This is a genomic window from Allobosea robiniae, from assembly GCF_900102525.1.
In the GTDB taxonomy this organism is placed as follows: Bacteria; Pseudomonadota; Alphaproteobacteria; order Rhizobiales; family Beijerinckiaceae; genus Allobosea; species Allobosea robiniae.
Genome location: NZ_FNBZ01000003.1, coordinates 121065 through 133328, shown reverse-complemented (window position 1 = coordinate 133328; position 12264 = coordinate 121065). Strand labels below are relative to the sequence as shown.

At 67.1% G+C, this 12264-nt stretch carries 14 protein-coding genes; 3 read left to right on the top strand and 11 right to left on the bottom strand.

Translation table 11 applies throughout. From position 1 onward, the window contains the following. Positions 1–8 precede the first annotated feature (8 nt). Positions 9–986: a prolyl aminopeptidase gene (pip, locus tag BLQ70_RS09550; protein ID WP_244511968.1), complete on the bottom strand. Its 978-nt coding sequence runs from the start codon at positions 984–986 to the stop codon at positions 9–11. Positions 987–1252: 266 nt separating this feature from the next. On the opposite strand from pip, the gene BLQ70_RS09545 reads away from it, so the two are divergent. Continuing rightward, entirely contained in the window at positions 1253–1846 is a 594-nt protein-coding gene (locus BLQ70_RS09545) for a phosphatase domain-containing protein (protein ID WP_091856787.1), read from the top strand. Here the strand turns inward: BLQ70_RS09545 and BLQ70_RS09540 are convergent. The 3 genes from BLQ70_RS09540 to BLQ70_RS09530 form a co-directional block, all read right to left on the bottom strand. Beyond that, the gene (locus BLQ70_RS09540) at positions 1827–2147 is read right to left on the bottom strand and encodes a cupredoxin domain-containing protein (RefSeq protein ID WP_091856786.1); all 321 of its coding nucleotides are present in this window, start codon (positions 2145–2147) and stop codon (positions 1827–1829) included. The genes BLQ70_RS09545 and BLQ70_RS09540 overlap by 20 nt on opposite strands. 9 nt (positions 2148–2156) lie before the next feature. Further along, positions 2157–2681, bottom strand: coding sequence for a DUF4142 domain-containing protein (locus BLQ70_RS09535; protein ID WP_091856785.1), 525 nt, complete (start codon positions 2679–2681; stop codon positions 2157–2159). A gap of 94 nt (positions 2682–2775) precedes the next feature. Then, the gene (locus tag BLQ70_RS09530) at positions 2776–3474 is read right to left on the bottom strand and encodes an RNA polymerase sigma factor (protein ID WP_091856784.1); all 699 of its coding nucleotides are present in this window, start codon (positions 3472–3474) and stop codon (positions 2776–2778) included. Positions 3475–3686: 212 nt separating this feature from the next. Here BLQ70_RS09530 and BLQ70_RS09525 point away from each other — a divergent pair, with 212 nt between their 5' ends. Continuing rightward, positions 3687–4865, top strand: a complete 1179-nt coding sequence (locus BLQ70_RS09525; RefSeq protein ID WP_091856783.1) for an amidase — start codon at positions 3687–3689, stop codon at positions 4863–4865. Next, positions 4862–5266 (top strand): AtzH-like domain-containing protein, encoded by a 405-nt coding sequence (locus BLQ70_RS09520; RefSeq protein WP_091856782.1) that lies wholly within the window; start codon positions 4862–4864, stop codon positions 5264–5266. Before BLQ70_RS09525 ends, BLQ70_RS09520 begins: the two co-directional genes overlap by 4 nt. A gap of 16 nt (positions 5267–5282) precedes the next feature. Here the strand turns inward: BLQ70_RS09520 and BLQ70_RS09515 are convergent, their stop codons facing one another. The 7 genes from BLQ70_RS09515 to BLQ70_RS09485 form a co-directional block, all read right to left on the bottom strand. Next, a complete protein-coding gene (locus tag BLQ70_RS09515) occupies positions 5283–5585 on the bottom strand; it encodes an alkylphosphonate utilization protein (RefSeq protein ID WP_061970508.1) in 303 nt (100 codons plus the stop codon). An 86-nt stretch (positions 5586–5671) separates the two neighbouring features. Beyond that, positions 5672–6217: a carboxymuconolactone decarboxylase family protein gene (locus tag BLQ70_RS09510; RefSeq protein ID WP_091856781.1), complete on the bottom strand. Its 546-nt coding sequence runs from the start codon at positions 6215–6217 to the stop codon at positions 5672–5674. Positions 6218–6234: 17 nt separating this feature from the next. Beyond that, positions 6235–7098 carry a carbon-nitrogen hydrolase family protein gene (locus BLQ70_RS09505; RefSeq protein WP_091856780.1) on the bottom strand — a complete coding sequence of 288 codons (864 nt, stop codon included), beginning with the start codon at positions 7096–7098 and terminating at the stop codon, positions 6235–6237. After that, the gene (locus BLQ70_RS09500; RefSeq protein ID WP_091856779.1) at positions 7095–8762 is read right to left on the bottom strand and encodes an ABC transporter ATP-binding protein; all 1668 of its coding nucleotides are present in this window, start codon (positions 8760–8762) and stop codon (positions 7095–7097) included. The genes BLQ70_RS09505 and BLQ70_RS09500 overlap by 4 nt, the downstream gene beginning before the upstream one ends. Continuing rightward, a complete protein-coding gene (locus BLQ70_RS09495; protein ID WP_061970502.1) occupies positions 8762–9634 on the bottom strand; it encodes an ABC transporter permease in 873 nt (290 codons plus the stop codon). Before BLQ70_RS09495 ends, BLQ70_RS09500 begins: the two co-directional genes overlap by 1 nt. After that, the gene (locus tag BLQ70_RS09490) at positions 9631–10575 is read right to left on the bottom strand and encodes an ABC transporter permease (protein ID WP_061970501.1); all 945 of its coding nucleotides are present in this window, start codon (positions 10573–10575) and stop codon (positions 9631–9633) included. The genes BLQ70_RS09495 and BLQ70_RS09490 overlap by 4 nt, the downstream gene beginning before the upstream one ends. Before the next feature lie 98 nt (positions 10576–10673). Further along, entirely contained in the window at positions 10674–12254 is a 1581-nt protein-coding gene (locus BLQ70_RS09485) for an ABC transporter substrate-binding protein (protein WP_091856778.1), read from the bottom strand. Positions 12255–12264: the final 10 nt, after the last annotated feature.

Here is a 12264-nt window from a genome sequence, read left to right as displayed (position 1 = left end):
TCGTTCCTTCAGGCCGCGAGGGCCAGCATCGAATCGCGCAGGCGGTCGGTCGCGTCGCGCAGCGCCAGAGACAGGGCCGGCGCGCTCGGCGTCGCCGCGTGATTGGCTTCGGTCACGATGGTGAAGCGGGCCTCGGGCCAGGCTGTCTTCAGGCGCCAGGCCGTGCACATCGGCGTGACGATGTCGTAGCGCCCCTGCACGATCTCGGCCGGCAGATGCCGGATGCGCGAGACGTCGCGCAGCAACTGGCCGGGTTCGAAGAAGGCGCCGTTGACGCAGTAATGCGTGAAGATGCGGGCGAGCGCGAGCGCGGCATCCGGCTCGGTCAGGGCCGCGACATGCTCGGCATCGGGCAGGAAGGTCTGGGTCTTCCCCGAGAAGGTGCGCAAGGCGACCGCAGCAGCGAGTTGTTGCTCGCGGTCAGGCCCGGTGAGGCGGCGGTAATAGGCGCCGAGCAGGTCGCCGCGCTCCGCCTCCGGCACGAAATTGGCGAAGGTCTCCCAATGATCAGGGAAGATCGTGCGCGAGCCGTGGAACCACCAGTCGATCTCGGCGCGCTCGGCCATGAAGATGCCATGCAGGCGGAAGCCGAGACAGCGCTCGGGATGGGCCTGCCCATAGGCGAGGCCGAGGCAGCTGCCCCAGGAACCGCCGGTGACGAGCCAGCGCTCGATGCCGAGATGCTCCCGGATGCGTTCGAGATCGGCGATCAGCGCCTGCGTGGTATTGCCCGCGAGCTCCGCCAGAGGGCTGGAGCGCCCCGCCCCGCGCTGGTCGAAGGTCACGATCCGGAAGGCGGACGGGTCGAAGGTCTTGCGCTGCGCCGGCTTGGTGCCACCGCCGGGTCCGCCATGCAGGAACACCACGGGGATGCCGTCGGGATTGCCGCTGAGATCGACATGGAGTTCATGTCCGTCACCGACCGGCAGGCGCAAGGACCGATAGGGCTCGACCGCCTCGTAGAGGGTGCTGTAATCGTCTGGCACGTCGGGCTCCGTCGAACCGGAGCGCCGCAACGCTCCCCTGATCCGGCGAGGATGGCACGCGCGAACAGCCGCTGGCCAATGCATTCGAAGCGCATTGTTTATGATGTCGCGGAATAGACCGACCCCTGTTCCACTCCGCTGAACGTCGCCCCGATTCTTCCCGGCGTTTCCGATCCCATCGCGACAAGCCGCACGCTGTCCATCGGCTCGTGCAAAGACGATGCGACAGGTAGAGTACCCGGCCCTTCCGCCATTTGGAGGCTTGCTTGCACAGCCCGGCGCCTTCTATTTCCCGTCTCGACCTGCCCGGCTTCGCCGGCGCGCTCCTGCTCGGCCCCTGCCCCGGCCGGCGGCAGGGGGCGCCGGATGACGCCGCATCGCAGACCGCCCTGGCGGAGGATCTGTCGCGTCTGGCGGGATTGGGCGCAACCGGCCTGCTCAGCCTCGTCGAAGCACAGGAATTTCCGGCTGGCATCGTCGGCTTCGCCGCCGCTGTCCGGGCAGCCGGGCTCGAATGGGCTCATCTCGCCATCCCCGATTACGGCGTGCCGGATGCGGCCTTCATGGCGGGCTGGCGCGAGCTCGACCTGCCGCGCCGCCTGCGCGAAGGCGAGAGTTGGGCAATCCATTGCCGCGCCGGCCTCGGCCGCACCGGCACCATCGCCGCGCTGCTGCTGGTCGAGAACGGGGCCGACGCAGCCGACGCGATCGCGCAGATCCGCCGCGGGCATGATGCGGCCTCCGTCGAGACCGAGGCTCAGGAAAAGTTCCTGATCGCGCAGGAACAGGGCGCGCCCCGGCCTCCCATCGCCCGAGACGCGCCCCGACCCCGCATTCCCGTCACGGGGCCGAGACGGTGATGCGACCCTTCATGTTGGGGTGGAAGCGGCAGAAATAGTCGATCGCCTCCGCCTTCTGCAGCGTCACCCGGCCGGTCTTCCTGGCGGGGATCATCACCTCCATCCCGCCCTTCACCGTGGCGGTATGGGCGAGGATGTCCCGGTTGACCCATTCGATGGTGTCGCCGACCTTCGCACTGACCTCGGCCGGCGTGAAGACCAGCTTGTCGACGATCACCTGAATGGTCTCCGCCCGGGCGGGCACTGCAGCCGCGGCCAGTATCACGGCCGCGACCGCCGGCAGATATCGCGCCACGCTCATGGCGGTGCCCTATTGCAGCTCGGCGGCGACATGCACCGCATGCTGCTCATGGCCCTGGAATATCTTCAGGCCGGTTTCGAGCAGGCCCTTGAGCTCGGCATTGCTCGCCGACGGGATCAGCAGGGTCTGCAAAGCCCCATTCACCTGTTGGTGGAAGGCGACCTCGTTGGCGACATAGGCCTTGTCGAAGGCCTTGCCGCGCAACTTGGCGAGCGATGCCTTGGTCTTGCCAGCGGCATCGGAGAGGGCGCGGCTCGTCGCATTGTCCTCCGGCTTGACCTTGAGCTTGGCAACGAGAGCAAGTGCCTGCTTGTTGACGGCCTGGTGGTCACGCATCATGTCCTTGGCGAAGGACACCACCACCTTGTTCCGTGATTTCGCGATGGCCTGCTTGGCCGCTGCGACGTCGATCGCTCCGGCCGTATAGGCGATATGGGCGATCTGCGGATCGGTCGGTTTGTCGGCGGCCTGTGCTGCGGTCGCCACTCCCAGCAATGCGAGAGCAAGCGCGAAGCTATACGTGCGAACAGACATGAATCCTCCTTCTCCGGGCCGCAAGAGCGAGCCCGAACCGTTTGTTTCATCGACCCTTATTGGATGCCGGCGCGGCCAAAACGTTCCCAGAATTTCAGGTGGGAATACCAAGTCTTTGCATCACGGCAGCGGTCAGGCGTTCGCAGCGCCGGCCCGCGAAGGGGAAGGCATCGAGCAGCACCGGGCCGATCTGCTGTTCCAGCTCCTTGCGCACCAAAAGCCGCGCCCGGTGCAGCCGGGTCTTGACCGTCTCCGCCCGGATGTCGAGGAGTTCCGCGGTTTCCTCGACGCTGCGCCCCTCGATCACTCGCGCCATGAACACGCCGCGATAGACGTCGGGAAGGTTGTCGGTCGCGCGCTCGACCAGTTGAAGGATCTGCCGCTGCGCCATCATTCGCTCCGGATCGTCGCCGCTGCTGCTGCCGGGAAAGGGGATGATCTGCGCGGGAATACCCGGGTCCTCGGCGCGCAATGCCTTGTCGGCCCGCTTCTTCCGGCGCAGGCGGCCCAGCGCCTCGTTGAGGGTGATGCGCGACAACCAGGTCGAAAGCGTCGCCTCGCCACGGAAGCTGTCGAGGTGGCTGAAGGCCCGGACATAGGCCTCCTGCACCACATCCTCGGCCTCGCTGTCATTGCGGATCACCGCCCGCGCGATGCGATAGAGCGCCTGGTTATGCGTCGTCATGATCGTGCGGAAGGCCTGAGGATCGCCCGTGCTCGCACGACGGGCGAGATCGAGATCATCAGCCGAGGCGGAACCGGCATCGCGCGCGACCGTCGGAATGGATGGCATGATCTGTCCTCCTCGCCGCATCGGATGGCGCAGACCGTAAAAGGTTCCCGATGACCGATAGCGTGGCAAGCCGGCACGCTGACGTTTGCAGCGGCGGCAAACCTGCTTAGGCTGCCACCCGAACGATAGGCCGACCATCACGAAGGATAAAAAGCCGTGCCGATGCCGACCCGACCGATCTCCCTGGGCGAAACACGATCGCCGAGGCCGTGATGGCGGATCGCGTCAACGCCTTCGTGCCCGGCCCGCGCATCCGCATCCCCGGCCGGGAAGGCGGGCCGCTCGCCGGACTGACCTTCGCCGTCAAGGACCTGTTCGACGTCGCGGGTACACCGACCGGCGGCGGCAACCATGACTGGGCCAAAGCCAATCCCGTCCCGGAGCGCCATGCCTGGGCAGTGCAGAGCCTGCTCGATGCCGGCGCCGAGCTCGTCGGCAAGACCATCACCGACGAGGTCTCGCTCGGCATCCTCGGCGAGAACGCCTTCGACGGCACGCCGCTGAACACCGCCGCGCCTGACCGCGTGCCGGGCGGCTCCTCTTCCGGCTCGGCCGCGGCCGTCGCCGCCGGACTCTGCGACACCGCCTTGGGCACCGATACCGGCGGTTCGATGCGCGTGCCCGGCAGCTTCTGCGGGCTCTACAGTATCCGACCGACCCATGGCCGGCTCGACCTGACCGGGCTGATGCCGCAGGCGCCGAGCTCGGATACAGCCGGCTGGTTCACGCGCGACGCCGCGACCTTCGCCCGCATCGGCACGGTGCTGCTCGGCGAGGCGCCCGGCCCGCTACCGACCAAATTGCTGGTCGCCGTCGACGCCTTCGGCTTCGCCGACCCCGAAGTCGCAGCCGCGCTGCAACCGATGGTCCAGCGGCTCGCCGGCGTGCTCGACACGACGCCACGCGACGAGATCATGGCGCCGCAGGGCCTGTCCGTCTGGGCGCGGGCACAGCGCAGCCTGCAGCCGGTCGAGGCCTGGCAGACCTTCCGCCCCTGGATCGAGCGGGACAATCCGCGCATGGCCTTCAGCGTCGCGGCCGGCCTGATCGCCGGTTCGCAGGTTCCGGTATCAGAGCAGAACTGGGCCGCCCTGATGCGCGAAGAGGCTCGCGCAAGGCTGCGCTACCTGCTGCCGCCGGGCACGATCCTGTGCCTGCCGACGACGCCCTTCCCTGCGCCCTTGCGCGGCCTGCCGATGCCGGCACTCAGGCCGATGCGCGACCGCATTACCAGCCTTTGCGCACAGGGCGGGCTGACCGGTCATCCGCAAGTCAACCTGCCCGGCGCCCTTGTCGACGGCGCGCCGGTCGGCTTGTCCATCATCGGCGGGCGCGGCACGGATGCCAGCCTCATCGCCGTCGCACAGGCCATGGAGGCCGCATCATCATGACCGACCTGACCCCGAACATCCCTGAAGTCGTGGCCGAGATCAGCGCCCGGTTCGAGGCCTACGAGCAGGCGCTGATCGACAAGAATGTCGACGTGCTGGACGCCGCCTTCTGGAACAGCCCCTACACGATCCGCTACGCGCTGCACGAGAACGGCTATGGCTTCCAGGAGATCCACGGCCATCGCGTCGCCCGTCCGCCGGGGCCGGGCATCAAGGAGAAACGGATTCGGTTGGAGATCCTGACGCTGGGCCGCGACATTGCCACGGTGAACCTGGAGTTCAAGGTGCGCGGGCGCGACGTCATCGGCCGGCAGAGCCAGAGCTGGGTACGCTTTCCCGACCTGGGCTGGAAAGTGGTCGCCGCCCATGTCTCGACGATGGAGGGGCCGCGCCTCTGGTAGGCGCGGGCCCGAAAACTCAACGCTTGCGGACGAACTCCGTCCGCAGCACGAGGCCTTTGATCGTGTCGTGGCGGCAGTCGATTTCCTCGACATTCTCCGTCAGGCGGATCGAACGGATCACCGTGCCCTGCTTCAGGGTCTGGTTGGCGCCCTTCACCTTGAGATCCTTGACCAGAACGACGGAATCGCCGTCGGCCAGCACATTGCCGGCGGCATCGCGCACCACCGGAGCGGCGGCAGCAGCGGCCGCCTGCTTCACTTCCGAGGCCGGGCGCCATTCCCCGGTCGCCTCGTCATAGATGTAATCGTCGTCGGACATGTCTTTCCCGTCTTGCGTCCGGGCACTCGCCATCGGCCCGGTCAGGCGGGGTTACACGATGCCCGGCGACTTCTCCAAATCGGCGGCTAGACAGTGCCCAGCGGCTTCTCGGTCATCTCGGCCGCAATCGCCTCATCGATCGGCGTCTCATAGGTCATCAGCATGTAGCCGAGCACCGAATAGAAGCCGACCGTCGCGATCAGGTCGAACACCGCCTCGCGCCCGACCGCCGCGGCAAGCTCGGCTTCGAGGGAGAGCGACAGGCGCTTTTCGTCGAAGAGCGCATCGACCGCCCGGACGATCAGCCCGTCCTCGCCTTCAGGGCTCCCGCGCAAAGCGGCGATGCGGGCATCGCTCATTCCCAGCACCCGCGCCCGGCTGACATGATGCGCCCATTCATAGGGCGAGCCCATTCGGTGCGCCGCGCGCAGGATCACCACTTCCGAGCGCACCGGCCCGAGCGCGCTGTCCTTGACAATGTGCTGCCGCAAGGGGCCCCAGGCCTTCAGCAGGGCCGGGTGATGCGCCATCGTCCGGTAGACATTGAGCGCGCCAGCAAAGCCGGTCTTCATCTCGGCGATCGCTTCGGGCCAGTCGGCATCGCTGATCGGCGGGCAGGGAGAAATCGTCATCGGAGGTCTCGTGAGGATCAGGGCGTGAGATACTTGGCGTAGAGAGCAGGCGCCCGGTCGGCCCAGATGCCCGTGAAGCTGCGATAGCGCGCGACCTCGGCGAGGTCGATCTCGACCCGCAGCACGTCCTCGCGATCATGGTCGAGCGCGCCGAGCACGCGGCCATCCGGTGCCACCGCGCAGGAGCGGCCGAAGAAGCGCTGCCCGCCGCGGCTGCCGCTGCGGTTGCAGCTCAGGAAGAAGACCCCGTTCTCGGTCGCCCGCGTGTAAGCGCGGTGGATAAAGAGGCCCTCGTCCGTCACCGGCGCAGTCTCCGCCCCGAAGGAGGCCCAGACCGAGGTCACGATGCTCGCGCCCTGAAGCGCAAGGATGCGGGTGATCTCGGGGAAGCGGATATCGTAGCAGACCTGCATGCCGAGCCGTGTCCCGAAGACGGGATAGGTGTCGATGCTGTCGCCGCCGCTGAAAAACAGCTTCTCGTTCTGCCACTGGTGGATCTTGGTGTAGTCGCCGACCACACCCTCCGGCCCGATCAGCAGCGAGGCATTGCGCATCACCCCGGCACGTAAGGCATCGCGCAGGCCGAGCCCGATGACGAGATGCACGCGATGCCTCGCGGCGAGCGCAACGAGCGCCTTGACCTCGTCGCCATCCGGCGCGGCGCAGGCCTCGTAGAGCGCAGCCCCGAAATGCGGGACATCGCTGACGACAGCGCCGCCCGGCACCAGCGGCTCGACATAGCCCGTGTTCGCCAGCTCCGGGAACAGGATGAGCTGGACGCCCTTTGCCGCCTCCGCTGCAACGAAGTCGTGAATGCGCCGGAAATTCTCGGCCGGCGCCAGGGACTGGACATCCATCTGGACGAGGCTGGCGGAAATCATGTTGTGGCTCCGGCGATGCGGCGCCCGGCCGCGAAATCCCAGTCCCGCCCCGGTGCGGCGCTGATCAGGGCACGGGTATACTCGTGACGCGGCTGGCCCAGAACCTCGGCGGCCGGCCCCATCTCGACGACGCTGCCACGCTGCATCACCATCACCTCGTCGCAGATCTGCGCGGCCACACGCAAATCATGGGTGATGAACAGCACGGCAAGATTGCGCCGCTCCTGGATCTCGGCCAGCAGCGCCAGCACCTGCGCCTGCACGGAGACGTCGAGCGCCGAGACGGCCTCGTCCGCGACAATGACCTCGGGCTCCATCATCAGGGCGCGCGCGATGGCGATGCGCTGGCGCTGGCCGCCGGAGAACTGGTGCGGGAAGCGTTCGAGGCTGGTGCTGGGCAGGCCGACCACCTCCATCAATTCGCCCGCACGCTTCAGGGCGGTCTCGCGGTTCTCGCCGAGATTGAGCGGTCCCTCGATCAGGCTCTCGCCGATGCGCAGGCGCGGGTTGAGCGAGCGGTTCGGGTCCTGGAACACCATCTGCACGCGCCGGCGCGCCGGGGCCAGCGCCTGCTGGCCTTGCAGGTTGGCGATGTCCTGCCCGTTGACGCGGATCTCGCCGCCGGTCGGATGCTCCAGCCGCATCAGGCAGCGCGCCACGGTGGACTTGCCGGAGCCGCTCTCCCCGACGATGCCGAGCGTGCGCCCGCGTGCGAGGCCGAAGCTGACATCCTTCACCGCCCGCACGCTGCGGCTCTCGCGCCCCATCAGCTTCCCCAGCAGCGAGCCGAAGCTGAAGGTCTTCTCGAGATTGTTGATCTCCAGCACCGTTTCACCGCCAGACGAAGCGCGCGGCGCGCGCGGCGTCAATGACGGCACGGATTGCAGCAGATCACGCGTGTAGTCCTCGCGCGGCTGGCTCAGCACCTGCTCGACCGGGCCGGTCTCGACGATCTCGCCGCGGCGCATCACGCAGACCCGGTCGGCGATGTCGACGACCACGCCCATGTCATGGGTGATGAACAGGACGGCGGTGTTCTGCTCCTCCTGCAATTCGCGGATCAGGCTGAGGATCTGCTTCTGTGTGGTGACGTCGAGCGCCGTCGTCGGCTCGTCGGCGATCAGCAGTTTCGGCTTCAAGGCGAGCGCCATCGCGATCATCACGCGCTGGCGCTGCCCGCCGGAGAGTTGATGAGGATAGCTGTCATAGATCCGCTGGGGATCGGGCAGATGCACCGCCTCGAAGGCAGCGATTGCGGCCTCGCGACGCTCCTTTGGACGCATCTTCGTGTGCGCCCAGTAGACCTCGTCCATCTGCAGCCCAATCGTCAGAACCGGGTTCAGCGCCGTCATCGGCTCCTGGAAGATCATCGCCATCTCGGCGCCGCGCAGCGCCTTGGTCCGGGCCGGCGTCGCGGTGATAATATCTTCGCCGTTGAGCCGGACAGTCCCGGCGGTCGCGCGCAATTCGTCGCGCGGCAGCAGGTCCATCGCGACCAGCGAGGTCACGGACTTGCCGGAGCCGGATTCACCGACGAGGCAAAGCGTCTCGCCGGGATGGATGTCGAAGCTGATGCCCTTCAGGATATCGCTGGGCTGGCGCCCCCGCGTCGCGACCTTGAGGTCGCGGACTGAGAGGACGGGCTGGGTCGCGGCGGTCGCCATCACGGAGCCCTCCCCTGCATCTTCGGATCGAGCCGGTCGCGCAGCGCGTCGCCGAGCAGGTTGATCGAAAGAATGCAGAGCGACAGCACGATCGCCGGCCAGAACACCAGCCAGGGATTGATCGCGAAATAGAGCCGCCCCTCGGCCATGATGTTGCCCCAGCTCGGAACCTCCGTGCCGATGCCGACACCGAGGAAGGAGAGCGCCGCCTCGGTCAGGATGGCGGAGGCGTACATATAGGTGCCCTGCACGATCAGCGGCGCGATCGTGGTGGGCAGCAGATGCTTGCGGATCAGCTTGCCCGGGCGGGTGCCAAGCAGCACGGCGGCGTCGACATAGGTCTCCTCGCGCGCCGCGATGACCCGCGCCCGGACGAGGCGCACCACCTGCGGGATTGCCGGGATCATGATCGCGATGATCACGGTGAGAAGCCCGCCGCGGACCAGCGCGACGATGGCGATCGCGAGCAGGATGCCGGGAATGGCCATCAGCCCGTCCATCATCCGCATCAGCACGCCGTCGATGCTGCGATACCAGCCGGCGATCAGGCCGAGCGGCAGCCCGATCACGATGGCGCCGATCGCGACGCCGGCGCCGACCAGCAGCGAGACCCGCGCGCCATAGACCACGCGCGAATAGAGGTCGCGGCCGAACGAGTCCGTGCCCAGCCAATAGATGTCCGAGGCCGGCTTCAGCCGCATCGCGGCGTTGAGCCTGGTAGGCTCGAAATTTGCGAGCAGCGGCGCGAACACCGCCATCACGATCACGGCGACGAGGACGATGACGGCGAGCGCCGTGGTCCAGTGCGGCGGATTGTCGAGCAGGCGGCGGCGCGGCAGCGCGCCCTGCGCGGGATTCGACGAAGCGCTCATTGGTAGCGGATCCTCGGGTCGGTCAGGGCATAGGAGAGGTCAATCAGCAGGTTGATCAGCACATAGGTGCCGGCCGTCAGCAGGATGATCGCCTGGATCAGCGGATAGTCGCGGGCGAGCACGCCATCGACCACGAGCCGCCCGAGACCGGGGATGTTGAACACGGTCTCGGTGACGACGACGCCGGAGACCATCATGGCGAAGCCGGTGCCGACCACGGTCAGGATCGGGATCGCGGCGTTGCGCAGCGCGTGGCGGAACAGCACGATCCGCTCGCCCAGCCCCTTGGCGCGGGCGGTGCGGACATAGTCCTCGCGCAGCACCTCCAGCATCGAGGCGCGCGTCATCCGCGAGACCAGCGCGATATAGAAGAAGGAAAGCGCCAGCCCTGGCATCAGGATGCGGTGGAAGAACGGGCCGAAGCCATCGGCCAGCGCCTTGTAGCCCTGCACCGGGAACCATTTCAGGTTGACCGCGAAGACCGCGATCAGCACGTAGCCGATCACGAAGATCGGCACGGAAAAGCCGACGACCGAGAGCGCCATCACGAAGCGGTCGACCATGCCGCCATGACGCCAGGCGGCGAGCACGCCGAGCGGCAGCGAGATCACCACCGTGAAGATCATCGCCATGATCGCGAGCGCCAGCGTCGGGCCGATGCGCTGGCCGATCATCTCCAGCACCGGGCGCTGCGAGATCAGCGAGGAGCCGAAATCGCCTTGCGTCATATTGGCGATCCACGCGACGAACTGGCCGGCGATCGGCTTGTCGAGACCGAGATTCTCGCGGATGGCCGCAAGCTGGGCGGGCGTCGCCTGGTCGCCGGCGATGGCCTGGGCCGGATCGCCCGGCGTCAAGCGCAGCAGCAGGAAGACGAACAGCGCCACGAAGAACATGACGGGGATCGCCATCATGAGCCTGCGCAGGAAATAGGAAGCCATGAAGCTCTCCACGCGCCTGGGCATCCGCCCGATGGACGATGCCGGAAACCGGGCCGGTCAGGCCGGGCGGCGGATCGCCGCCGCCCGGCGCTTCGGCGTTACTTGGTGACGCCCCAGAACAGGGTGATCGGGCCGGGCTGGAGATTCTTCAGCTTGGCATTCCAGGCCGCGACGGACTGGAACTCGCCGGCATTGAAGTAGAAGCCCTCGTCGAAGGCGATCTGCTGGATCTCCCGGGCGATCTTCTTCTGCTCATCAAGGGACGTTGCGGCGTTATAGGCGGTGCGCAATTCCTCGACACGGGCGCTTTTCGGCCAGCCCGCCCAGGCGGTATCCGAGCCCGAGCCGTCGAGCAGCGCATGCACGGTCGGGTTCCAGATGCCGGACACACCCCAATAGGTGAAGAAGAAGTTCCAGCCGCCCTGCGCCACCGGCTGCCAGCCGTTCTTGCGCGACTGCAGCGTGGCCCAGTCCATCGAAGCGACATCGACCTTGAAGCCGGCCTCGCGCAGCCGCTCGGCCGCGACGATCGGCTGGGTCGAGAGGATCGTCAGGTCGGTCGGCTGCATCATCAGCACCGGGGTGCCGTCATAGCCGGAGGCCTTGAGCAGTTCCTTGGCCTTGGCCATGCGCTCCTTGGCGCTGCCCTTGAGATATTCCGCGCCGGCATCGGAGGCGAGCGGCACGTCGCAGCCATAGACCGAGGCGCAGAGCTTGTAATACTGGCTGTCGCCGACCGCAGTCTGCATCAATTGGTCCTGATCCAGCGCGTACATCGCGGCCTGGCGGACCTTCGGATTGTCGAAGGGCGGCAGGCGATGGTTGAAGCGACCGGTGACCTGGCTGCCCAGCGCGTTGATCGCGCCGGTCTTGATCTCGTCATTGGCCTTGAGCAGCGGCAGCAGGTCGATCGTCACCTGCTCGATCAGGTCGACATCGCCGGATTGCAGCGCATTGATCGAGGTCTGCATGTCCGGCATCGCCTTCCACACGACCTTGTCGACATTGATCACCTTGCCGCCGGCGGTCCAGCTCATCGGCTCGGAGCGCGGCTTGTAGTCCTTGTTCTTGACGTAGACGGCCTGGTCGCCCGGCCGGTACTGCTCCGCGACGAAGCGGAACGGGCCGGAGCCGATCATCTCGGTGACCTGCTTGCCCGCCGGCGTCTCGGCGAGGCGCTTCGGCATCATGAAGGGCGGCACCGGCGAAGGCTTGGCCAGCAGATCCAGCACCTGCCCGAAGGGCTTCGCCAGCTTGATCACCAGCACCTTGTCGGAGGTCGCCTCGATCGAGGCGACATGCGCCATCATGGTGCGGGCGGCGCCGTCATTCTCGCCCCAGCGCTTCAGCGAGGCCACGCAATCGGCGGCCGTGACCGGCGTGCCGTCATGCCATTTCAGCCCGTCGCGCAGCGTCAGCGTATAGGTCAGCTTGTCGGCCGAGACGGCGTAGTCGGCCATCTGCGGCTGCGGATTGTATTTGGCGTCCATGCCGAGCAGCGTGTCGAACACCATGAAGCCATGGGTGCGCACGATCTGGGCGGTGCTCAGGATCGGGTCGAGCGTCCTGAGCGGCGCCTGCATGACGACATTGAGCGTCGTCTCGGCCAGGGCCGGCATGGCAGAGAGGGAGCCCGCGAGCAGCGCGGCAGCCCCGAAAGTCTTGAACCGAAAACTCATTGTCATCCCC